This window comes from Ferruginibacter sp., from assembly GCF_031430955.1.
Taxonomy (GTDB): Bacteria; Bacteroidota; Bacteroidia; order Chitinophagales; family Chitinophagaceae; genus Ferruginibacter.
In genome coordinates this window covers 1-22,470 of the sequence record NZ_JANPCM010000663.1, presented here as the reverse complement: position 1 = coordinate 22,470, position 22,470 = coordinate 1, and the positions used below count along the sequence as shown (strand labels likewise).

The following is a 22,470-nucleotide window of genomic DNA, read 5'->3' as shown; positions in this document are numbered from 1 at the left end:
CACAAAAATTTGCAGTTGCGATATTGAAGATGTAAATACCTTTACAGCTTCGTATTCTTTAAACGACAGAACAAGGACTTTTTTAAAAGTGCAGGATGGCTGCAATTACAATTGTTCTTTTTGTACCATCCCCATGGCAAGAGGAAAAAGCAGGAGCGACAGTATAGAAAATGTGTTAGCTAATGTAAAAGAGTTGGCGAATAATGGGGTGAAGGAAGTTGTGCTGACGGGAGTGAATTTGGGGGATTTCAGGCCCCTCCTATCCTCCCCGCAGGGGAGGAAAATAGAGGAGAACATCGAGAAGATTGAAGAAAAGAAAATAATTGGTTTACAAGAAGAAAATTTCTTTTCATTAATAAAAGAATTGGATAAAGCTGCGGGTGTAGAACGTTTTAGAATTTCTTCTATTGAGCCCAATTTATTAACCAACGAAATAATTGAATTTGTAAGCAACAGCAAAAAGTTTATGCCGCATTTTCATATTCCGTTGCAGAGCGGCAGTAATAAAATTTTAGGCATGATGAGGAGAAGGTATAAAAGAGAACTGTATGCCGAAAGAGTTGGGCTGATAAAAACTTTAATGCCGCATTGCTGTATTGGTGTGGATGTAATTGTTGGTTTTCCGGGAGAAACAGACGAAGATTTTAAAGACACGTTTGATTTTTTACACAGCCTGGATATCAGTTACCTGCATGTATTTACATACAGCGAAAGAGATAATACACATGCATTAACTTTAAAACCTGTGGTGCCCATTGCAAAACGTAACGAAAGAAATAAACAATTGCGTAATTTAAGTTATCAAAAAATGCAGTTTTTTACACAACAGCATATTGGCCAGGCAAGAAAAGTATTGTTTGAAGGCCACAGCAAAAATGGTATGATGGAAGGCTATACTGATAACTACATTAAAATAACCATTCCGTTCAATAATGAATGGGTTAATAATATTGCCACATGGACTATTTAAACGAAAAAGAATTAAATAAGTACCAGGTAACCATCCGTTTTACTATGGATGATCAGTTTATGAGTTACGTAAACTCTCACCGTATTTATATTAATTCACTAATTGAAAAAAATGTTATTGATTATTATTCGGTAAGCATGGAAACGCAAAGAAGCTGGATGATATTTAATGCAGAAAATAAAAAAGAAGTGGAGACTTATCTTACTAAATCTCCTTTATATAAATACTGGACCATTGAAATTGATGAATTATTTGTTTACGATGGACAAACTTACCGCCTGCCTGCTTTGCAATTAAATTAAATTAAATACTTTTCTTTTTAATATTTTTTAAAAGAACATTCCTGCTTTTAGCAACAACTGTGTTCCTTCGTTTTTTGATTTACCATAAGTTGCCACCAATGCCAATTTATTAAATGGTGATAAAATTATTCCACCGCCATAACCTGCATGCCAGGTGTTAGAAGTTTCTCCCGGCTGCCACACCCTGCCGTTATCATAAAAACCGAGTATCCCAATTTTTCCATTAAATAAAAAATTACGGGTATTAGTGATCAACCGGATTTCGTTGTTATTATAAAAACTGCTTTTGCCATAAAAACGTTCCCTTGCATAACCACGAAGATTGGTGTTACCGCCTAATTTATTTAAATGATAATAATTAGCGTCGCCGGATAAAGTAGAGCCGCCTGCCCTTACCGCAAAACTTATTACTTTACCTAAAGGAATATAAAATGCAATATTGCTCATGCCTTTAAAAAAAGATTCGGTTTTATTATTGGTGCTCATTACGTAGCCTCCGCCGGCAGAAAAACTAATTCCCTTTGTAGGAATTACATTGCTGTTGGTATTGCGGTAATGATAGCCTGCTGAGGCACCTGCATAACTATTGTTTATAAAAACCGGTGATGCACTTTCTTTCTGTTGAATATAATTACCAGTGTTATCATTAACTTTTATATTTTGATAAAACAGGGTAATGTCAACATTGTTTTTATTATCAATTTTTCTGCTTATTCCAATTCCTCCATAATAACGGTTGCTGAAAACATTATAGTAATTAGCAGCAACATTATTACTGTCTTTGGTTTCGTTACCCGTGCCATAATAATTTTCTGCAGCCGGGCTGTCAAACTTTCCTTTTAACAGCATATCCCATTTACCAATTAATTGCGGAAATATTCCCACATAATCTACATAAAATGTTTTTCTCATTATACCATAATTGGCTGCAATATTATGTACCGTTTCAAGTGCATCTTTTTTCCATGGCTTGGGGCGGTAAGCCACACCCAATCCCACATGCACACCCGGCCTTGTAAATAAATTTAATGCATCATCTTCAAAAACTTTATAAATAGATGGACTTACTAAAACTATGGGGGTATATTTTATTTTCTTTTGAAAAAGTGTATCGTACTTATCGCTCTTACCTTTAAACACTTGTGTTTTGTTATTTTTTCCATTAGTATTATCAATTATCGAATCAGATTTTGTGATCCCCAACAAACGTATTTTATTTCCGTCTTTTGCATTACCACTGATTTTAAAAATATCATCATCTTTAAAACCAAACAGGTGCACATCTTTGGTTTCGTTTTTAAAAATAGTACGGTTATAAAAAGGCTCGCTGGCAATGGTTCCATCTTTTTTTATTTTATACACTTTAATAACCGTTTCGTTATCGCTTAAGCGGTTGATATCAAAAAACTCTTTATCATCAGTACCATAAATTGGAATTTTACGGGCTAAATATTTATAATAGCGATGAGCAAAATCCTGTAAATGATCTCTACGTGATTTTAATTTCGCCGTAAGCTTTGCTCCGTTTATGGCGTACAGTTGTGGCGGCAATTGATGCATACCGTTTTCTATGATATTATCAGTAAGTGCGGCTTGTAGTTCAATGGCTGCATTTACCCAATCATTTTCTGTTAACTCATTTGCAAATTGCAGATCAAGTTTTCGGCCTGGTTTATTAAAAAAATGAATGTTGCTGATATCGTTAGCAAAAGATTCCAAATGTGTACCTCCAATCAAATGTGTAGCAATAAATGGATAAAAGCCATCAAACTTTGTATAGGCCTGGTCACGGTCACGTGGTATGGGTTTATAAATTGTTTTACCCTCTTCTTTAAAACTTGCCCAGCGCCATTGATCGGCATGGCGGCCCCAATCGCCTATAAACATATCAAACAAACGGGCTTTAGCAAATGCTTTTTGATCAACACTGTTATCGTTATCTGCAAAAATTTTCTCGTATAATTTTTCGCTGCCAATTACATTTTTAGAGTTGCCAAAAAATGCCGCATCATGTTGATCATCGTCAGGCCTTTCTTCAAATAAATATAATTGGTTGCCAAATTTTTCGCTGTACTCTCCTAATGCATTTTGCTTAGGCACAAAAACAATTTTAGGATTGGTGTGATAAATATTTGCTGCACTTATCATGGGTGTAATGGTTATGGCCGCAAGCGGATAACCGAACGATGCCTGGTCTTTTGCAATTCTGCTTACAAATGTCCCCCTGTAAATTGAGTCGAGGCCATTACCAAAATCTTTATCTACACTTCTTAATACATATTCTTTTCCGGCTTTACTTTTTAAGCGTATGCCCATCGATTGGCGGCTGCCACTTTCTTTTACTACTTCCAACCCGCCATAAGCGGTATCTAAATAAAAATTATTTACTCTTATGGGTGTACCCCATTCTTTACGGTAATGTTTACCCCAGAAAAAATTATGATAACCACTGCGTACATATTGTTTACCTGCGATAACTACTGTGGTACCGGCAATATTTACGGAATCTTTTACAACTGTTGTTTGTGCATTGGAGGAAATACAAATGATATTCAACAGAAAAATTGCTGCTAATAAATTGGTGTTGGTGATAAGTTTAGTCATTATATTTTTTAAATGGTATGGCGGCTATTTTGGGGGTTAATATTTTATGGGTAAGCCAATATTTATGCCAAGGGAAAATGGATTCATTTACAGCAAAAATTTAGCAGAGAAGAAGAAATTTTGATTAAGTGGGCAAGATTTTCTACAATATGACAAATAATAGTGTGGCAAAAGGTATAAGAAACAAAAAAACTTCACATTTACTGTGAAGTTTTTGGTGGGAGTTACAGGGCTCGAACCTGTGACCCTCTGCTTGTAAGGCAGATGCTCTAAACCAACTGAGCTAAACTCCCTTTTTAATTTCGGAGGGCAAAGATAAGGTTTAATAACTTTTGGCAAAATATTTTAAGGAAGAAGTTTAAATAAAGATTAATCAGCAAAACACAATTAAAGTTCCCCAACGGTATGCAGTTGAACCGAGCGTGGCAACGATGATGCCATGAAAATCAAATGCCCGTAACCAAAATAAAAAAGCCGCACAAAGTGCAGCTTTTTACTGTAAAAATATTTTTACTACTGCATAGTAAAGCCTTCTAAAAACTTAGTGGTAAAATTGCCGCTTCTAAAATCGGGGTGACGCATTAATTGCAAATGAAATGGAATGGTGGTTTTTACACCTTCAATTACATATTCGCTTAAAGCACGGCTCATGGTATTGATGGCTTCTTCACGGGTTTGTGCTACTGCAATTAACTTACCTATCATGCTGTCGTAATAAGGCGGAATTACATAGCCTGCATATACATGACTATCTACACGTACACCATGCCCGCCGGGCTGGTGCAACACCGTAATTTTTCCGGGGCTTGGTCTAAAATCGTTATAAGGATCTTCGGCATTAATGCGGCATTCGATTGCGTGCATTACAGGAATATAATTTATACCTTTCAATTTATCGCCGGCGGCAATCATTATTTGTTCTTTAATTAAATCGTAATTAATTACTTCTTCTGTTACGCAATGCTCCACCTGGATACGGGTGTTCATTTCCATAAAGAAAAAATTGCGGTGCTTATCTACTAAAAATTCTACAGTGCCTACGCCTTCGTAATTGATAGAGGCGGCAGCTTTTATAGCAGCGTTGCCCATAGCTTCCCTAAGCTCCGGCGTCATAAATGGTGAAGGTGATTCTTCCACCAGTTTTTGATGACGGCGTTGTATAGAGCAATCTCTTTCGCTTAAATGACAAACCTGCCCATGCTGGTCGCCAACAATTTGTATTTCTATATGGCGTGGTTCCTCTACAAATTTTTCCATGTAGATGCCATCGTTTTTGAATGATGCTGCGGCTTCTGTTTTGGCATTTTCAAAAGCTTTTTCAATCTCTTCTTCGGTCCATACTACCCTCATACCTTTTCCGCCACCACCTGCTGTTGCTTTTAATATAACAGGATAACCCACTTCCTTAGCCGCAGTTTTTGCATGCGCTACACTTTCCAGCAAACCTTCTACTCCGGGTACAACCGGTACACCGGCAGCTATCATGGTTTGCTTGGCAGTAATTTTATCCCCCATCGCATTGATCATATCGGGTGTGGGGCCAATAAATTTTATCCCATGGTCGCCGCAAATTTTTGCAAACTTGGCGTTCTCTGCTAAAAAACCATAACCGGGGTGTATAGCATCTGCATTGGTAATTTCGGCTGCGGCCATAATATGTGCTACGTTTAAATAACTGTCGGCACTGGCAGGTTTACCAATACAAACGGCTTCGTCGGCAAATTTTACATGCAGGCTGTCTTTATCGGCAGTGGAATAAATGGCCACTGTTTTAATGCCCATTTCTTTACAGGTGCGTATTACACGAAGTGCAATTTCTCCACGGTTGGCAATCAATATTTTTTTAAACATCGGGATCATTTGGAATTAATTTGTGAAAAGTGTGTGGTGCAAATAGGGAATAGTGAATGGTCAATAAATACAGTTTGTAAAATCAATTCCTTCTGCAATTGAAAGCTTTATTCACCATTGACAATTTACAATTCACACTTATGAGGGTTCTACCAAAAACAAAGGCTGATCATACTCCACAGGGCTGGCATCTTCTACTAACACCTTTACAATTTTTCCTTTTACTTCACTTTCAATTTCGTTAAACAACTTCATGGCTTCAATAATGCAAACCACTTTACCGGCTGTAACTTCATCTCCTACTGATGCTAAAACAGGTTTGCCCGGTCCGCTTTGGCGGTAAAAAGTACCAATCATCGGGCTTTTTATGGTCACAAAATTATCTGCTTTAGTTTCTGCGGCAGGTTTAGGCGGTGCTGTTGATGCTGGAGTTTGTGTGGGTGGTGGTGGCGAAGAATATACTGGTGCGGCTGCGCCTGCTACTATATGTTGCACGGGATCTTTCTTTTGCTTTACGGTTATTTTTACACCTTCTTCTTCTATGGTAATTTCGCCGATATTGGTTTTATTAATGAGCTTTACAAGCTCCTGAATCTGTTTAATGTCCATGTATAAGTTTTTAGTTAATTAATGGAAAACCATAGGGGCTGCTAAGGTAGCAAATGATTATTCAAAAAACCTAATTTTATTAAAATAAAAATTTTTAGAAATGGGCATTTTTGGGCAGAAATGGGCTTAAAATGTGCAAAAAACCCTCAAAATATGATAAAATATGCCCAAAATTAAAAATGGATAATAGTGCAAACTATCATCCATTTCTCATAAAAAATTATAAGTTATCCCTTCACTCTTTCTACATATTCGCCTGTTTTTGCATTCACTCTTATTAACTCTCCTTCGTTTACAAACAGCGGAACGTTTACAGTCGCCCCTGTTTCTACAGTAGCAGGTTTTAATGTTTTGGTTGCAGTATCACCTCTCATTCCCGGTTCGCTGTAAGTAACTAATAATACAATTTTATCGGGCAGTTCCACTCCCATTGGAAGGTCAGTTTCGCCGTTTATTAAAACAGAAACTTCCTGGCCATCCTTTAAAAATTTTGGTGCATCAATCATTGTTTCGGGCACTGTAATTTGTTCAAAGGTTTCAGTATCCATAAAGCTATAGCCGGTATCATCTTTATATAAATACTGATAAGTTTTTTTTTCGACTCTTACAGGAAAGATAGTTTCTCCACTGTTCCAGGTTAATTCAATGGTACGGGCATTATCTACACCCTTTAATTTTGCCCAAACCTTTGCTGCTGCACGGGCTGTTTTATTTTGCCCAAATTCAATTACGGTGTACAAACTTCCGTCAACTTTTATGATGAGTCCCGAACGTATATCTGCTGTAGTTGCCATATTGCTTTGTTTTTAAGTGGCTGCAAAAGTATAGAAAAAATGCTGTTTTCGCTCTTATGTTTCGGGTTTTCTGTTTTGGGGTGGCAGTTTAGAAAGTTTAGGGTTTAGAGGTTTAGTGGTTTATTACTGGTTCTTTCCTAAACGTCTAAACCCTTAACCTCTAAACTTTTCTTCCGTCTTAACATTTCATTGTCACGCAAAAAAATTAGTTTTGAAAAAATTATACTTTGAAAAAATATTTTCTTCTCTTATTTATTATTGCATGCAGCACCATAAGTTTTGCTCAAACCGATACATCGCTATTGTATTTGCGTTTTCCAATAATACCTTCTTTTAAATTAACCAATATTGCCGACAGCAGCTATTTTACAAAAGATAATCTTAAAAAAAAGAAAGCTACTGTAATAATGGTTTTTAGCCCCGATTGTGAGCATTGCCAGGAAGAAACTAAAGAACTGAAAGCAAAAATTAAGTTATTTAAAAAAGCACAAATAATAATGGTGTCGCCTTTAGAGTATGGGTATATGAGAAAGTTTTACGACGAATATAAAATTGCTGATTACCCCACCATAACTATGGGCCGTGACCCGAGCTATTTTTTTGGCACTTTTTATAAAGTACGTTCTTTCCCTTCCATTTTTGTGTACAATAAAAAAGGCAATTTTGTAAAAGGTTTTACCGGCAGTACACCTGTTGAAGAAATTGCAGCAGCATTATAAATGATGAAGAAAATTTTTTTATTTTTTGGGATATTTTTTTTCAGCATCGCTGCGGCTGCTCAGTACGATACTACTGCACCTTATTTAAAAAATAAAATTGCTCCCAATTTTGTTTTACTCTCTTTGGATTCTGTTGCCTTTACGCAAAATGTTTTGGTAGAAAATAAAAGTACTATCATCATGCTGTTTAACCCCACTTGCGGCCATTGCCAGCAGCAATTAGAATTATTATTAACCCTGCCGGAAGTTACCAATGCCACTAACTTAATTTTAACCTCCACCGAACCGCTCTATAAAATAAAAGAATTTTACGATAAATATCATTTAGAAAAATACAGCTGGATACATATGGGTAAAGATCACAAATATTTTTTTGGTGGTTTTTACCGGCCCAAAACTATTCCGGTACTTGCTTTTTATAATAAGCAAAAAAAACTTACTTATTTTAACCAGGGCAATGTAAAAAAGAAAGAGATCATTCAGGCTTTAAAAAAATAGTTTCGAATCTCTCATATCTTAAAACCCCTGGACGGTTCTAAATCCTCCGGGGGTTAGTTTACACAATTTATTTTACAAATCTTTGATTCCACACCACTTCATCTTCCACCACAATTCTTATGTCATAAATGCCTTTACCCAGGTTACTTACGGGAATACGGATGGTTGTATTCAATGAGGCGCTGCGTAACCTTGTAATTACCCTGCCGGATATATTTTGTATAAAAACATTTACCACCCCTTTAATTTTTTCGTACCCTTTATATTGTAAAGTAAGTACATCCCCAACCGGCACCGGGTAAATTACCCAATTGCTGCCGGCAGCTCCAGTTACAATCATTATACTGTTGGAGTATTCTGTCTGCCCTTTTTCCGTAATACATTTTAACCGATAATAATTTTCACCCGCTTTCGATTTATTATCTATAAACTGGTACGTTTTATCAGGATTAAAATTTACGGTTTCCTGCCGTGCAATATCATTCCATTCAAAATTATCAGCACTTCGCTGTATTACAAACGATTTTATACCGGGCTGTTTCTGTTGCCATTTTATAGTTACTGCTTTTTGTTTTGCGTTATAAACTACCGTAATGCCCGGAGCAACGCTTGCAGCAAATAAAAAACAGGGCAATACAATTAAGTAAGTTGAGATAAGGGATTTAATCATGTATTGGGGATTTTATTCCCCTACAACGAAAAAACGCTCCAAATTATCTTTGGAAATAGTTAAAACATTGGTAAGAACCCATAAAAAATAATTTTTCTCCCAACCTTTGCCAATTAACTAATCAATTACCTTTGCGCCTGAAATAATTTTCTCCATAAATAAAAAATAAAATACATGAAAGTTACTGTTGTAGGTGCCGGAGCCGTAGGCGCAACCTGTGCCGATAATATTGCCCGTGCAGCATTGTGCACCGAATTAGTTTTGCTGGATATAAAAGAAGGCATTGCCGAAGGCAAAGCGCAGGACATGATGCAGACCGCAACATTATTAGGTTTTGATACAAAGATTACCGGCAGCACCAACGATTATACAAAAACCGCAGGCAGTGATGTGGTGGTAATTACCAGTGGCCTGCCCCGCAAACCCGGCATGACCCGTGAAGAATTGATAGGTGTAAATGCTGGCATTGTAAAAGCTGTTTGCGAAAATATTTTAAAGCATTCTCCCAATACAATTATTATAGTTATTAGTAACCCGATGGATACAATGACTTATTTGGCATTAAAATCTACCGGCTTACCTAAAAACAGGATTATAGGAATGGGCGGCACATTAGACAGCAGCCGTTTTAAATATCAGTTGAGCCAGCATTTAGGTTGCAGCCCCGCTGATTTAAACGCAGTAGTTGTTGGCGGACATGGCGATACTACCATGATTCCTTTAATTAGCAAAGCTACCTGGAACAGTGCACCCGTTACAGATTTTTTAAGTGCCGATCAGCAGGAAAAAATTGTAAAAGATACCATGGTGGGTGGGGCAACTTTAACAGCATTAATTGGTACATCAGCCTGGTATGCACCCGGCGCTGCAGGTGCTGCATTGGTAAAAAGTATTTTACGTGACGAGAAAAAATTATTTACCTGCTGTGTAAGTCTTGATGGCGAGTACGGACAAAAAGATATTTGCCTGGGCGTACCTGTTACCATTGGTAAAAATGGCTGGGAAAAAATTATTGATTTTAAATTGAATGATGCAGAAAAAGCAGCATTTGAAAAAAGTGCCGCAGCGGTTAGGAATATGAATGATGTGCTGGCAACTTTATAATTGATGCTTATTTTATTATAGTTAAAACTGCTAAAATATTTTAGCAGTTTTTTTTATTCTATATCCCTACCTTTATGTGGATTACCCTAACTCTTTAATAAACCCTGATGCAAAAATCTTATTTTAATTCTTTAAAGATACCCTCCTGCATTTTCATTTTATTTTTTTTGTTTTCAGATTTATTTGCACAAGAATTGGTTATCCCAAAAAAAACTATTTCGCAAGTTTCAAAAAAATCAGCAACTCCTGTAGTACGTTCTATAGCGGGAACCGATGGAGATTTATTTGGTACAGGAACAAGGTATATTAAAAATATTGGCCAGTATGGTAATACTCTGCCCAATTACATTTATATGGGAAATATCCTTTACGGATATGAAGGATTAAATATGCCTGTACTTTTTACTAAAAAAGGTATGATTCATTTACAACGAAAAATAAAAAAACTTTCCAATAAAGAAATAGAATGGCTGGAACGCAAAGGAATGGGTGAAGAAGAAATAAATAAGAAAAATATTCCATTAAACAGGGTTATTACAATGGAATGGGTTAATGCTAACCCAAACCCCAAAATAGTAACAGAGGGTTTAACCGATAATTATTATACCTACGGCATCTTAAAAGATAAAGCCAGGGCTTTTAAAAAAATAATTTATAAAGAAATCTATCCCGGAATCGATCTAGTGTATTCATTTTCCAAAACTGCCGTACATGGCTATGAATACAGCTTTATAATAAAGCCGGGTGCCGATATTAGTTTAATAAAAATGAAATTTGGTGGCGATGTTTTTAAAATAAAAATTGATAATGCTGATAAGCTTATAATCAGCTCGGACATTGATGATATTATTCATTCTGCGCCTGTTTGCTATTACAATGATAATAAAAATAAAAAAATAAAAGTGTCTTTTGATCTTACAAATAATGAAGCAGGTTTTAAAATTGACGAAAGCTATAACAGCAGTAAATCATTAGTTATAGATCCGTTTGTTACAAGTACAGGAAACTTAACAGGGCAGTACAGTGCCATTGCAAAAGATATCGATTTTGATTACCAGGGGAATGTATATGTATCTGGTGGTGGTGATGGGGCTGCTCAAAAAATGGCAAAATTTGATGCTGCTGGTTTACTTAAATGGACATTCACAGGCTCTTTATCATTACCTTTTTGGAATTTTGGCGGCTCCGAAGGTGGTTGGGTAGTAGAAAAAATTACTGGCAGCATCTATGTTGGCCAAGGCCTAGCTGGTGCCGGATTTAGCGTAATAAGATTAAATACATTGGGTGTTTACGATAATTATATTACTGCCGCAAATACCAATTTTACCGAAAATTGGAAAATGCTTTGGAACTGCAATGGCGGCGTACCAAAAATTTTAATTGCAGGTGGTGGCGGTTCTGCAAACAATGAATTAGCCATACTAACCCCGCCCAATATAAATCCTGTAGCATCTAATATTTCAGGCTTGAGCGGTGGCCATAATGATATTTCTGATATTATAATTGACCCGGTAACTAATGATATGTACACTGCATTTTCTATATCTGTACTTACTCCCAATGACGATAGCAAAATATATAAACACACGCCACCCTATACTCCTGCAAGCAATGCATGGAATAGTTTTTCGGGATACTTTGCTTTAAAAGAACCTTTTAACCGGCCTTATCTAAGTGGCGGTCTTGATAATTCCAGCAATTGCCTTGCTCTTAATAATGATTACTTGTTTTATTGGGATGGTAAAAATTTGAAAGCCTTCACTAAATCTGCAGGTAATGCTGCAGGCACACCAGTAACCTTATCCGGCAATTCACTTATGCAGGGAGGCATTTTTGCAGATGAATGTAATAATGTTTTTGTTGGCTTTACAAACGGCACCATTAAGGTATATAAATTCAACGGCTCAGTTTTTGACGATGCTGCAGCGGCAGATATAAATATTACAGGCTTTGGTGCTAATTCGATTTATGATATTGCATACAACCATGGCAATAATCAAATATATGCCTGCGGTGGCGGATTTGTTGCGTCTGTTGATGTATCACAATACTGTGCTTTACCAGTTTATACTGTATCGGTAATTTCTGATATTACTGCTTTATCTGCAACCGCTTCTTTAACACCTGCTCCTTCTGCCGGTTCTACAGTAACTTTTAGTTTATACGATGGTACAATATTAATAAACAGCAATACCACAGGGGTTTTTACCGGGCTTTCTTTAGGAATAAATTACACGGTAAAAGCTATAATTAATGAAGCCTGCAGTGGTACACAGGCAATAAAAGATTTCACACTTACTGCAACAGCACCACCGGCAAAAGCGGGTATCTATGTTCCTAATGCTTTTACACCAAACGGAAACGGCCTTAATGATTTATTAAACATAATTGTTTACGGTATTAAAGAAATCCGCTACTTCACCATTTATAACCGCTACGGGCAGGTGGTATTTACTACAAAAGATGCTTCTAAGGGATGGGATGGGAAATTTAGAGATAAAATGCAGAATACCGGAACATTTATATGGATGGCCGAAGCCGTTGATTTATCAGGAAATATTATACGGCAAAAAGGAACAATCACTCTTATAAGATAAAAATTATTTCCTCAGTAAACAAAAATCTATTAGCATTTCTTCAATTAATTCACTCCACTCACCACCATCTCCTTATTAATCTTTAACACTAACCCTTGCAAAACTTTCCCTGGCCCCACTTCAGTAAAATGTGTGGCGCCGTCTGCAATCATGGCCTGCACCAATTGCGTCCACCTAACGGCGCCGGTGAGCTGAGCAATTAAATTATTTTTTATTGCTGCAGCATCGGTAACTGCTTTAGCAACTACGTTCTGATAAACCGGGCAGATTGGAATTTTAAATTCAGTTGCATTAATAGCTTCTGCAAGTTCTTCTTTTGCAGGCAGCATTAAAGGGCTGTGAAAAGCCCCGCCAACAGGTAGTATCAATGCCCGTTTTGCCCCTGCAGCTTTCATCAGGTCGCAAGCCATTTCTATTCCTTTAATGCTGCCGCTAATTACCAGCTGGCCCGGGCAATTATAATTTGCCGGCACAACAATCTCTTCGGTGTCCATGTGTACTTTAGTGCAAATTTCTTCCACTTTATCATCGGCCAAAGCCAACACTGCTGCCATGGTAGAAGGATTTAATTCGCAGGCTTTTTGCATGGCTTTTGCCCTTATCGAAACTAATTTTAAAGCATCCTCAAAGCTTAATGTATTGTTGGCTACCAATGCAGAAAATTCGCCTAAAGAATGCCCTGCTACCATATCGGGCTGTACGTTCTGCAAAGTTTTATACGCAATAACAGAATGTAAAAAAACTGCTGGTTGAGTTACGTTGGTTTGTTTTAAATCTTCCTCACTGCCGTTGAACATAACATCCGAAATGCTGAATCCTAATATTTCATTTGCCTGTTCAAACAATTCTTTTGCAAGAGAATTAGTATCATATAAATTTTTTCCCATTCCCGAAAACTGAGAACCCTGACCCGGGAAAACATAAGCATGTGCCATCGTAAATAGTTTATTGGTTGATTGGTTTATTAGTTTTTAATCCGTTATTTTTTTTATTCTGTTTAGCTTTTATAAATCAAAGATATAAACATCAGGTTTTAAAATACAGGCATAAAAAAAGTTTATTTGAAGTTATAAAACTCTAACTACAAATAAACTAATAAACAAGTTAACTAATTAACCAATATACTTAATGCAGCTTTGCACTTATCAATTTCACAAACTCACTCCTGGTTTCATTTTTTTCAAACTCTCCCCAAAAAGCCGACGTGGTAGTTACAGAATTTTGTTTTTGTACACCTCTCATCATCATACATAAATGCGATGCTTCAATTACAACCGCCACTCCCAATGGGTTTAAAGTTTCTTTTATAGAATTTAATATCTGGTGTGTTAATCTTTCCTGCACCTGTAAACGGCGGCTGAAAACATCCACCACCCTTGCAATTTTACTAAGCCCTGTAATATAACCATTAGGTATATAAGCCACATGCGCCTTTCCATAAAACGGAAGCATATGATGCTCACACATACTGTATAGTTCAATATCTTTTACAATAACCATTTCGCTTACGTCTTCGTGAAATTTAGCCGAATTCAAAATGGCATTGGCGTCCACCTGGTAACCCTGCGTAAGAAACTGCATTGCTTTTGCAACACGTTCTGGTGTTTTTTGTAAGCCTTCTCTTTCTGGATCTTCTCCTAATAATTCAATACTTTCTTTATAGGTTTTTATAAGTCCCTGAGTTACTTTTTCATCGTAGTGCTCTCCTTTAGAATATCCCATTATAAATTTTTGTTTTTAAAAAAATAAGCAGTGATTTTATTGCTCATTGCCAATTGCCTGTTGCCTATTGCTTATTGCCTATACAGGGTAATCCACAAAATTTCTTTCTGTTTCGTACAGTCGTATTTGCAGATCAAATTTTATATCTATCTTCTCCCTTAAAATAGTATAAATTACAATTGCAATGTTTTCGGCGCTGGGGTTAAGGTTTTTAAATTCGGCAGTATCTTCATTTAAATTTTTATGATCAAATCTTTCCAGCACATTTTCATTTATTAAATCGCTAAGCAATTTCAAATCATACACATAACCTGTTGCTTCATCAGGTACACCCGTTACTTTTACAATTAACTCGTAATTGTGCCCATGAAAATGTGGATTGTTACATTTACCAAAAACTTTTGCATTGGTAGCTTCATCCCACAAAGGATTATTAAGCCGGTGAGCTGCGTTAAAATGTTCTTTACGGTAAACGGCTACTTTATTATTCATACCATTGTATAACACACATCAATCATTTTTGTTAAAAATATCATCAACAAGCGTACTGAAAAATTGTGTGGAATAATTCAGAACATTTTTGCCGAAGGTTATAACAGAAGTCTGCTGTTCAAACACATCAACTATCGAAAGTTAATTACAAATAAAGTTAGCAATTGTTCGCAGTAAACTAAAAATTAATTTCCGTAATACTCTACAAATATCCTTGGCGTTTCGTACAGTTTAAGACAATGCAGCTCTACGCCCTGTGGAAGATGAGGCACAAGCTGGTTCCATATTGCAGTTACTAAATTTTCTATAGAGCATATTTTTCCTGCCATAAAATCTACATCTACATTTAAATTTTTGTGATCCAGTCTATCAATAACATGCTCTTTTACAATTACACTCAGCCTTTTTACATCATATACAAAACCAGTTTCGGTATTGGGTTCGCCTTTTAAGGTTACATACAGCTCAAAGTTGTGCCCATGCCAGTTTTCGTTGGCACATTTACCAAATACTTCTTCATTCTTTTCCCTGCTCCATTGAGGGTTAAAAAGTTTATGGGCAGCATTAAAATGTTCTATACGGGTGATGTAAACCATTCTTATTTCACAAATTTTGGCAAAGGTACTTCCTAAATACTGAAATATGAAGTGGAAATCCGAATTTTGCAGTATGCAAATTTTACTGGTAGCGGCTACAGCTTTCGAAATTGAGCTTTTTATAAATATTTATCCTAAGGTAGATATTTTAATAACCGGTGTGGGGGTTCCTTCCACCCTGTATCATTTGCAAAAAAGATTACATCAGGTAGATTATGATTTTGTAATTCAGGCCGGTATTGCAGGTTCATTTTCAAATGATATACAGTTAGGCCAAACAGTTTTAGTAAAGCAGGATACATTTGCCGATTTAGGTGCAGAAGAAAAAAGAATATTTACGCATTGCTTTACATCAGGATTAATAAAAGCCCACGAATTTCCTTTTGCAGATGGATGGTTGATTAACACCTCGGAAGGCTTACTAAAAAATGCCTCATTAAAATGGGTGAAAGCTGTAACTATAAATAAAGTAAGCGATAGTTTTTTACAAAAGTTACAATTATCCGATGCCTTTCATCCGCAAATTGAAAGCATGGAAGGTGCCGCATTGCATTATGTTTGTTTACAGGAAGAAATACCTTTTGTACAAATACGTTCCATCAGTAATTATGTGGGAGAAAGAGATAAAACAAAATGGAAAATGAAAGAAGCAATTGAAAATTTAAATACTGAACTAACGGCACTGATTAACCAATTAACTAATTAACGTGAAACTGACGCTTGGATTTTCTCCCTGCCCCAACGATACCTATATTTTTGATGCACTGGTAAATAATAAAATAGATACTGAAGGTATTGAGTTTGATGTACAATTAGAAGATGTGCAAACCCTTAACCAATGGGCAATTGAAGGCAAACTGGATATAACCAAATTAAGTTACGGTGTATTGCCTTTAGCATTAGATAAATATATTGTTTTAAACTGTGGCAGTGCATTGGGCAAAGGGGTTGGGCCAATATTAATTAGTAATTGGGAATTGGGAATTTGGAATGCAGAGAATTTTACTATTGCAATACCTGGTAAAAATACAACGGCACATTTACTTTTTTCCCTTGCGTATCCCAATGCAAAAAATAAAATATTTTTAAGGTACGATGAAATTGAAAATTTTGTTTTAGCCAATAAAGGCTTAGGCGTTATCATACACGAAAACCGTTTTACTTACGAACAAAAAGGATTAAAAAAAATAATTGACCTTGGAGATTATTGGGAGAAAGAAACTGCTAATCCAATTCCATTGGGTGGCATTGTAATAAAAAGAAATGTAGATATAAATGTGCAACAACAAATTGATAAACTAATTAAAAAAAGTATTGAATACGCTTACACCAAATATCCTGAACTGAATGATTATATCAGAACGCATTCGCAGGAAATGAGTGAAGCTGTAATGCGAAAACATATTGACCTGTATGTAAATAATTATTCTGTTAATTTAGGAGAAGAAGGAAAAGCTGCAATAATAAAATTACTGGATGTTTATCAAACTATAAACCCTCAAGAATCTTTCTCAACAAATAATATCTTTGTAAAATCTATTTTTTAGGCAAGATTTAAAGAGCTTCTTTTTTTAATGCGCTGGTATATACTTCCAAACAACGTTTTCTTGCAAACTCATGCACCACTATTGGTTTAGGATAAGTAAATTCCTGAAATTCCGGTACCCATTTTTTTATATAATTTAATTGCGGATCAAATTTTTGTGTTTGCAAATAAGGATTAAAAATCCTAAAGTAAGGCGCTGCATCGCAACCACTGCCTGCAGCCCATTGCCAGCCACCATTGTTTGCTGCCAGGTCAAAGTCTAACAATTTTTCGGCAAAATAAGCTTCGCCCAAACGCCAGTCTAATAATAAATGTTTGCATAAAAAAGATGCCACAATCATACGCACCCTGTTATGCATAAACCCTGTTGCATTTAATTCTCTCATGCCGGCATCAACAATAGGATAGCCGGTTTGCCCGTTACACCATTTTTCAAATTCGCCTGTATCATTGCGCCATTCAATTGCATCATATTGTGGTTTAAAGGCTTTCCCTTTTCCCACTTGCGGAAAATGCCAGAGTATCATGTGATAAAAATCACGCCATACCAATTCGTTTAAATACGTCTCCGATAAATTTTTACTTTTTGCTGCAAGCGCTCTTATACTAATTGTACCAAAGCGTAAATGCACTCCTAATTTAGAAGTGCCTTTTATAGCAGGAAAATTTCTTTGCTGCTGGTATTTAATAACTAACTCTTCATCCAATTTTTTTGCAGGAAATGGTTTATCCACAGCATCAAATCCAATTGCTTTTAAAGATGGCATCGCAACCTCATCCTGTTTATAAAAATTATTAAAATATTTTTCGGTGGGATATTTTTTTAAATGAAAATCAGTTAACACTGCTTTCCATTTGCGGCTGTAGGGTGTAAACACGGTGTAAGGTTTACCATCATCTTTCAGTACTTCATCCTTCTCCAGTATTACCTGGTCTTTATAAGTTTTAAAAGAAACGTTTTTGCTTTTCAATAAATCAGTAATTATTTTTTCTCTTTCCAAAGCATAAGGCTCGTAATCATGATTGGTAAAAACATTTTCAATTGTATATTTCGCAAGTAATGTTTTGTAAATTGCTGCAGGAGTACCATAATAAACTTCCAGCGATGATCCCATTTTTGTCAACTGTGTTTGCATTTCTTCCAGTGCAGCATGTATAAATTCCACACGCCTATCGGTTTTATCTTCCAGCTGATCTAAAATATTTTTATCAAAAATAAAAATCGGCACAACAGGTGTGCCGCTTTTTAATGCATGATAAAGCCCGGCATTATCTGCAAGTCGCAAATCTCTTCTAAACCAAAATATGTTTACAGTTTGCATAATTTTAAAAAAATATTTTAATTGTTACCGATAGTAATATAAATTTCAGCCGTCAGCTGGTTTAAGCTCTTTAACAAAGAAAATCGATTCTAAAAGAGTGTCGGTCCCATAGCCATCGGGATTGTCGAAGCCGATATGCCTCTTTAACACGCTTTCGACAGGCTCAAGCTGACATTCTTATAATTTGAAAGTTCCGTGTGCTTAAAAATTATTAAACAATTGAATTACAAAATGGTTGGCGCAACGGCAGTATAAATTTTTTGAGTAAGGGTATTAGCAAAGTTTTTATTATTAACACTTTTTACCCAGCGTAAATTATAAATAGAATTGGTTAAAAAAACTTCATCGGCATTTAAAAGTTCCTCGACAGTTATTTCCTTTTCAACGCAGGTAAAACCAGTAGCAGCTAATTGGTCAATCACAAATTTTCTCATAACACCTGCAACGCAGCCTTCGGTTAATGCAGGTGTATAAATCACTTCATCTTTTATTAAAAAAATATTTGCAATAGTACTATCGCAAATTCTCCCCAAATTATTTATTATAACCGCATCATTCCATTTTTGTTTTTTTGCATGCAGTGCTGCCATTACATACGGCAGGTAATTGTTGTGCTTAAGGTTGCTGAGTATATCGCAACTTTTTTTCACGTCTGCGTAAATTCCTATATCCAGACCATTACTGTTTAAATCGCCATTAGCTTCTGGCAATGCCCAGGTTTCAATAATATAATTGGGAAAATTATCTGCAACATCATACAAACCACCATCACTTCTAAAAACAGTTATTCTTATTCTTGCAGCTATTTCATGCTGATTTTTTTTTGCAATTTGCAACACTTCTGCTGTTAATTTATCCGGATTAAAATGTTTGGGAACTGTAAACTGCAATACTTGCATTCCTTTCCAAAGGCGGGCAAAATGCTCATCTTCTAAAACCAAATTACCGGCTTTCATTTTCATGGTTTCAAATAAACCATCGCCATAACGCAGGCCACGGTTAGCTACACCAATAATGGCCGTTTCGCTTGTATAAATTTTTCCGTTGTAATTAAACCAGGGCATACTGCAAATATATTCTAATCAACCCTGTAAAAATATTTCTTCGCCAATAACAAAATCTAATAAAAGTAAAATCCTGCCATTGCAGGCAGGATTTACTTCTTCATCACAGTTTTAGAGACTTCGTTTTTCAGATATTTTTGGAATTAGATTTCGTCGTTTAATATTTTATGCTTTACAGCATACATTATTAAACCCGCTGTGCTTTTGGCACCAGTTTTAACTTTTAATTTATCCCGAATAGCTTCCACAGTCCGTGGGCTAAGGTCAACTATATCGGCAATTTCTTTAGTGCTTTTTTCTTCGCACATTAGTTTTAAAATAAGTGTTTCCTTATCATTCAACTGGGCTTCCTGCTGCATCATTTTTTGAGGCGTAGTAAAATTCCTTTGCTTCAGGTTGGTAAGCAGGGCCTTGTTGGTTAAAGAATTAAAATAATATTCCTGCTCGTAGCAGGTTTTTATTGCTTCGTAAATAATTTCGCTGTCGCTGGTTTTTGTAAGATAACTGTTGGCGCCCAGTTCCATTAACTTAGTAATCATACTATGGTCATCCATCATGGTCAGCATAATTATCCGGGTATCGGGATACAACTTTTTAATTTCGGGCAAAGTAGTAATACCGTCCATTACAGGCATCTGTATATCCAGCAGTATTACATCTGTGGCAACATTTTTAAGCATATTTAGCAAATGCATACCGTTATCGGCCTCCGCAATTACTTTAATATCTTTTTTGGAACTTAAAGCAGTTTTAACACCGGCACGGTATAATACGTGGTCGTCAGCAATTATTACTCTTATCGGTTCGTCAGTTTCGCTTTTGGAAATCATATTTTGGGTTTTTGGATTAGTATTAACATTATACTAACGCCAAACTGCAATATCAAATTATAACAAGATTAAAGAAAGCGTGTAATTACCCTATGTTGGTGATGGGAATTTTACGATACCTGAAAAGCGAATGAACGTAATTGAACAAACACATTTAAAAAATATTGTATTTCGAGGGATTAAATTAATTAATTTTTTAACGAGTAATTAAAAGAAAACTGATAGATAGGTAAAGCATATTCAATCTCTGGTTGTTTGGAATATTTATAATAAACAGCTTTAAGGTTTACCAAATTATTTATTTCAACCCCAAAGCCAATGGAATAACCGTGATAAATACCATTTGTGATAACATCAGGCAAAAATTCTTTTATTTGAGTGGGGTTACTGTAACAGCCAATATAACGGCCGGCAAGCCAGAACACGCCTACATTTTTTGCATTATTACGTTCCCATGCACCGGTTTGAAAATACAGGCCCAGTGTGACAAAACTGTTTAGGAAATTAGTAGGCTTACCTGTTTGCGGATTAGTTACCAACCCAGTCCGATAACCTGTTAAAACCCTTTCGCCGCTGTGATAGAGAAAGCCTGTCTTCGTTACTTTTATTGTTTGTTTAAAAAAAACCACCCCATCTATTGAAATATTGATAAGGCCGCTTAAAGGGTTGATATATTGATTTACCAAATGATCGTTGCTCCTTTGCAAACCACCTGTATTACTTTGGTTTTGAAAATTATTATTAGATACGCCACCATATAAAGAAAGCGGAATGGCAAGTTTACCCGGCTCGCCAATAAACAAACGGATAAAACGGGCAGATGCATTTACCTGCCCGTTGTTGATAATGTCAATAAAACCGGAAGTGAAGATTTCGGGTTTGTAGGGGTTTGTTGTATCTGTACTCAAGGATTTGGATATTTGAGAAAAACTACACTCAGAAAAACACAATAAAAGAGTGAATAAATGAACTATGGTTGAATAATACTTCATCAGGGTATTTTAACTATTTATTCCAAGCTAACTTATGGACTAAAAAAATTTAATACTTTAGATTGGTATATAAAAAAAACTACTATTGCTATCGTAACTACCGACCATAATACTTCACTATATAAAATTGTTTTATCACCGTTTGCTTTATAAGTAATAATAGATTTACGGATGCTTTTTATCCTGAAAATAATTGCGTATAAAGCAAGTGAACAATAGACAATGGATGCTAGCAAACTAATAAAATTCATAATGCATTTATTTTATTGTTAAGATTCATACAAACAAAAGGCAAATGAACCTACTGCCCATGCAACACCAATGGGACCTAAAAACCTTTTAGCCACATTTGTAAAGGTGGTTCTTAACGCCGCAATAGACCAAGATGTTCCTGCGCCTTGAGATAAAGCATAAGCTGCATCTACACCAATTGCAGCTAAAGCACAATTGAAAATCGCACGCCCATCTAATTTTGTTGTTTCTTCAAATTGATAAGATGGCCCATTTGCAGTTCGATTATAATCGTTTTGATCAATGGTATAAATTTCATTTAAATCTGTGCTTGGCCTGAAACTGGCAATATACAAAAGTTCGTCTTTATCCGTAATATCTAAATTATTTTTTACAGCTAATTCTCTACCATAATCTATAAGTGGTATAGTATTTTCTTCTATTTGCTGTTTAGCAGTTTCTGATATTAATATATCCCCTTTGCCTACTGCTTTTTTAAAACTGACAATATCTAAATTTCTTGGTCTTTCTCTTTCGAGTAAAATATCCATCTTACTGCGATAAGAATCTATCATTACCTTCCATTCAGATTCTGTTTTTTGAGCAATTGAAGAATTAGTTACAAATAAAGTAAGTACTATAAATAAAAAATTATTTTTCATTTTAAATTAATTTAATAAATCCCGTTGAAGAAGCTCTCACACTTCATGCACAGTTCAACGCTGTGTCCTACCTTGAAACTTTTTAATAGCAGTGGTCAGATATAATTCTGCTATTGTAAGTTTTACGGCAGGGGTTTGCCTCTCACTATCAAATTTAACTGTTGCATAAAAAGGGTACTGATTAACTTTAGTGTTACGGATTAAATTGCTGCAACAAAGATTAAACCATTAAATTTTAAATACAAGGGAAACACAACAGAAAAAAATGGGATTTTTCGGGAAACTAAAAAAATCT

The 22,470-nt window shown here is 35.7% G+C and carries 22 protein-coding genes and 1 tRNA gene; 8 read left to right on the top strand and 15 right to left on the bottom strand.

Going from position 1 to position 22,470, the window contains the following annotated elements:
• Together ACY65O_RS18880 and ACY65O_RS18875 are read left to right on the top strand one after the other, a co-directional pair.
• On the top strand, window positions 1–970 hold a 970-nt coding region (locus ACY65O_RS18880), incomplete at its 5' end, for a MiaB/RimO family radical SAM methylthiotransferase (protein WP_462222408.1).
• Complete coding sequence (locus tag ACY65O_RS18875; protein ID WP_462222407.1) at window positions 958–1,272, top strand: hypothetical protein; 315 nt, start codon at window positions 958–960, stop codon at window positions 1,270–1,272. The genes ACY65O_RS18880 and ACY65O_RS18875, both read left to right, overlap by 13 nt.
• A 27-nt stretch (window positions 1,273–1,299) precedes the next feature.
• Here ACY65O_RS18875 and ACY65O_RS18870 read toward each other — a convergent pair whose 3' ends face one another.
• The 5 genes from ACY65O_RS18870 to efp form a co-directional block, all read right to left on the bottom strand.
• Complete coding sequence (locus ACY65O_RS18870) at window positions 1,300–3,876, bottom strand: BamA/TamA family outer membrane protein (RefSeq protein ID WP_462222406.1); 2,577 nt, start codon at window positions 3,874–3,876, stop codon at window positions 1,300–1,302.
• A 215-nt stretch (window positions 3,877–4,091) separates the two neighbouring features.
• Window positions 4,092–4,169: transfer RNA gene (locus tag ACY65O_RS18865), tRNA-Val, on the bottom strand.
• A 220-nt stretch (window positions 4,170–4,389) separates the two neighbouring features.
• Window positions 4,390–5,727 carry an acetyl-CoA carboxylase biotin carboxylase subunit gene (gene accC / locus ACY65O_RS18860; protein ID WP_462222405.1) on the bottom strand — a complete coding sequence of 446 codons (1,338 nt, stop codon included), beginning with the start codon at window positions 5,725–5,727 and terminating at the stop codon, window positions 4,390–4,392.
• Window positions 5,728–5,865: 138 nt separating this feature from the next.
• Window positions 5,866–6,336 carry an acetyl-CoA carboxylase biotin carboxyl carrier protein gene (accB, locus tag ACY65O_RS18855; protein ID WP_462222404.1) on the bottom strand — a complete coding sequence of 157 codons (471 nt, stop codon included), beginning with the start codon at window positions 6,334–6,336 and terminating at the stop codon, window positions 5,866–5,868.
• Between the two features lie 227 nt (window positions 6,337–6,563).
• On the bottom strand, window positions 6,564–7,130 hold the full coding sequence (efp, locus tag ACY65O_RS18850) for an elongation factor P (RefSeq protein ID WP_462222403.1): 567 nt from the start codon (window positions 7,128–7,130) through the stop codon (window positions 6,564–6,566).
• A gap of 227 nt (window positions 7,131–7,357) precedes the next feature.
• Between efp and ACY65O_RS18845 the strand changes: the two genes are divergently transcribed.
• Together ACY65O_RS18845 and ACY65O_RS18840 are read left to right on the top strand one after the other, a co-directional pair.
• A complete protein-coding gene (locus tag ACY65O_RS18845; RefSeq protein WP_462222402.1) occupies window positions 7,358–7,849 on the top strand; it encodes a TlpA family protein disulfide reductase in 492 nt (163 codons plus the stop codon).
• The gene (locus tag ACY65O_RS18840) at window positions 7,850–8,347 is read left to right on the top strand and encodes a hypothetical protein (RefSeq protein WP_462222401.1); all 498 of its coding nucleotides are present in this window, start codon (window positions 7,850–7,852) and stop codon (window positions 8,345–8,347) included.
• Between the two features lie 67 nt (window positions 8,348–8,414).
• Here the strand turns inward: ACY65O_RS18840 and ACY65O_RS18835 are convergent, their stop codons facing one another.
• On the bottom strand, window positions 8,415–9,017 hold the full coding sequence (locus tag ACY65O_RS18835) for a T9SS type A sorting domain-containing protein (RefSeq protein ID WP_462222400.1): 603 nt from the start codon (window positions 9,015–9,017) through the stop codon (window positions 8,415–8,417).
• Between the two features lie 174 nt (window positions 9,018–9,191).
• Between ACY65O_RS18835 and mdh the strand changes: the two genes are divergently transcribed.
• Both mdh and ACY65O_RS18825 read left to right on the top strand, forming a co-directional pair.
• A complete protein-coding gene (gene mdh / locus ACY65O_RS18830; RefSeq protein WP_462222399.1) occupies window positions 9,192–10,121 on the top strand; it encodes a malate dehydrogenase in 930 nt (309 codons plus the stop codon).
• A 167-nt stretch (window positions 10,122–10,288) separates the two neighbouring features.
• The gene (locus ACY65O_RS18825; RefSeq protein WP_462222398.1) at window positions 10,289–12,718 is read left to right on the top strand and encodes a DUF7948 domain-containing protein; all 2,430 of its coding nucleotides are present in this window, start codon (window positions 10,289–10,291) and stop codon (window positions 12,716–12,718) included.
• A 44-nt stretch (window positions 12,719–12,762) separates the two neighbouring features.
• Here the strand turns inward: ACY65O_RS18825 and fabD are convergent, their stop codons facing one another.
• The 4 genes from fabD to ACY65O_RS18805 form a co-directional block, all read right to left on the bottom strand.
• Entirely contained in the window at window positions 12,763–13,653 is an 891-nt protein-coding gene (gene fabD / locus ACY65O_RS18820) for an ACP S-malonyltransferase (protein WP_462222397.1), read from the bottom strand.
• A gap of 190 nt (window positions 13,654–13,843) precedes the next feature.
• Window positions 13,844–14,440 (bottom strand): GTP cyclohydrolase I FolE, encoded by a 597-nt coding sequence (folE, locus tag ACY65O_RS18815; protein ID WP_462222396.1) that lies wholly within the window; start codon window positions 14,438–14,440, stop codon window positions 13,844–13,846.
• A gap of 78 nt (window positions 14,441–14,518) precedes the next feature.
• Window positions 14,519–14,932 (bottom strand): 6-pyruvoyl trahydropterin synthase family protein, encoded by a 414-nt coding sequence (locus ACY65O_RS18810; RefSeq protein ID WP_462222395.1) that lies wholly within the window; start codon window positions 14,930–14,932, stop codon window positions 14,519–14,521.
• A 185-nt stretch (window positions 14,933–15,117) separates the two neighbouring features.
• Window positions 15,118–15,528, bottom strand: a complete 411-nt coding sequence (locus tag ACY65O_RS18805) for a 6-pyruvoyl trahydropterin synthase family protein (RefSeq protein WP_462222394.1) — start codon at window positions 15,526–15,528, stop codon at window positions 15,118–15,120.
• 46 nt (window positions 15,529–15,574) lie between these two features.
• Between ACY65O_RS18805 and mqnB the strand changes: the two genes are divergently transcribed.
• A complete protein-coding gene (gene mqnB / locus ACY65O_RS18800) occupies window positions 15,575–16,234 on the top strand; it encodes a futalosine hydrolase (protein WP_462222393.1) in 660 nt (219 codons plus the stop codon).
• Between the two features lies 1 nt (window position 16,235).
• Window positions 16,236–17,075, top strand: coding sequence for a 1,4-dihydroxy-6-naphthoate synthase (locus tag ACY65O_RS18795; protein WP_462222392.1), 840 nt, complete (start codon window positions 16,236–16,238; stop codon window positions 17,073–17,075).
• A 7-nt stretch (window positions 17,076–17,082) separates the two neighbouring features.
• Here ACY65O_RS18795 and ACY65O_RS18790 read toward each other — a convergent pair whose 3' ends face one another.
• The 5 genes from ACY65O_RS18790 to ACY65O_RS18770 all read right to left on the bottom strand — a co-directional run bounded on the left by ACY65O_RS18790 (window position 17,083) and on the right by ACY65O_RS18770 (window position 22,175).
• The gene (locus tag ACY65O_RS18790; RefSeq protein ID WP_462222391.1) at window positions 17,083–18,396 is read right to left on the bottom strand and encodes a cryptochrome/photolyase family protein; all 1,314 of its coding nucleotides are present in this window, start codon (window positions 18,394–18,396) and stop codon (window positions 17,083–17,085) included.
• 224 nt (window positions 18,397–18,620) lie between these two features.
• Window positions 18,621–19,460 (bottom strand): aminotransferase class IV, encoded by an 840-nt coding sequence (locus ACY65O_RS18785; RefSeq protein WP_462222390.1) that lies wholly within the window; start codon window positions 19,458–19,460, stop codon window positions 18,621–18,623.
• A 143-nt stretch (window positions 19,461–19,603) separates the two neighbouring features.
• Window positions 19,604–20,290, bottom strand: a complete 687-nt coding sequence (locus tag ACY65O_RS18780; RefSeq protein WP_462222389.1) for a response regulator transcription factor — start codon at window positions 20,288–20,290, stop codon at window positions 19,604–19,606.
• Window positions 20,291–20,478: 188 nt separating this feature from the next.
• Complete coding sequence (locus tag ACY65O_RS18775; RefSeq protein ID WP_462222388.1) at window positions 20,479–21,198, bottom strand: hypothetical protein; 720 nt, start codon at window positions 21,196–21,198, stop codon at window positions 20,479–20,481.
• Window positions 21,199–21,551: 353 nt separating this feature from the next.
• Entirely contained in the window at window positions 21,552–22,175 is a 624-nt protein-coding gene (locus ACY65O_RS18770; RefSeq protein ID WP_462222387.1) for a hypothetical protein, read from the bottom strand.
• Window positions 22,176–22,470: the final 295 nt, after the last annotated feature.

Bases quoted from the DNA above. Each gene is read 5' to 3' on its own strand.
- ACY65O_RS18875 (WP_462222407.1), top strand. From the start codon at position 958: ATGGACTATTTAAACGAAAAAGAATTAAATAAGTACCAGGTAACCATC.
- ACY65O_RS18870 (WP_462222406.1), bottom strand. From the start codon at position 3,876: ATGACTAAACTTATCACCAACACCAATTTATTAGCAGCAATTTTTCTG.
- accC (WP_462222405.1), bottom strand. From the start codon at position 5,727: ATGTTTAAAAAAATATTGATTGCCAACCGTGGAGAAATTGCACTTCGT.
- accB (WP_462222404.1), bottom strand. From the start codon at position 6,336: ATGGACATTAAACAGATTCAGGAGCTTGTAAAGCTCATTAATAAAACC.
- efp (WP_462222403.1), bottom strand. From the start codon at position 7,130: ATGGCAACTACAGCAGATATACGTTCGGGACTCATCATAAAAGTTGAC.
- ACY65O_RS18840 (WP_462222401.1), top strand. From the start codon at position 7,850: ATGATGAAGAAAATTTTTTTATTTTTTGGGATATTTTTTTTCAGCATC.
- ACY65O_RS18835 (WP_462222400.1), bottom strand. From the start codon at position 9,017: ATGATTAAATCCCTTATCTCAACTTACTTAATTGTATTGCCCTGTTTT.
- mdh (WP_462222399.1), top strand. From the start codon at position 9,192: ATGAAAGTTACTGTTGTAGGTGCCGGAGCCGTAGGCGCAACCTGTGCC.
- fabD (WP_462222397.1), bottom strand. From the start codon at position 13,653: ATGGCACATGCTTATGTTTTCCCGGGTCAGGGTTCTCAGTTTTCGGGA.
- folE (WP_462222396.1), bottom strand. From the start codon at position 14,440: ATGGGATATTCTAAAGGAGAGCACTACGATGAAAAAGTAACTCAGGGA.
- ACY65O_RS18810 (WP_462222395.1), bottom strand. From the start codon at position 14,932: ATGAATAATAAAGTAGCCGTTTACCGTAAAGAACATTTTAACGCAGCT.
- ACY65O_RS18805 (WP_462222394.1), bottom strand. From the start codon at position 15,528: ATGGTTTACATCACCCGTATAGAACATTTTAATGCTGCCCATAAACTT.
- mqnB (WP_462222393.1), top strand. From the start codon at position 15,575: ATGAAGTGGAAATCCGAATTTTGCAGTATGCAAATTTTACTGGTAGCG.
- ACY65O_RS18790 (WP_462222391.1), bottom strand. From the start codon at position 18,396: ATGCAAACTGTAAACATATTTTGGTTTAGAAGAGATTTGCGACTTGCA.
- ACY65O_RS18785 (WP_462222390.1), bottom strand. From the start codon at position 19,460: ATGCCCTGGTTTAATTACAACGGAAAAATTTATACAAGCGAAACGGCC.
- ACY65O_RS18780 (WP_462222389.1), bottom strand. From the start codon at position 20,290: ATGATTTCCAAAAGCGAAACTGACGAACCGATAAGAGTAATAATTGCT.
- ACY65O_RS18770 (WP_462222387.1), bottom strand. From the start codon at position 22,175: ATGAAAAATAATTTTTTATTTATAGTACTTACTTTATTTGTAACTAAT.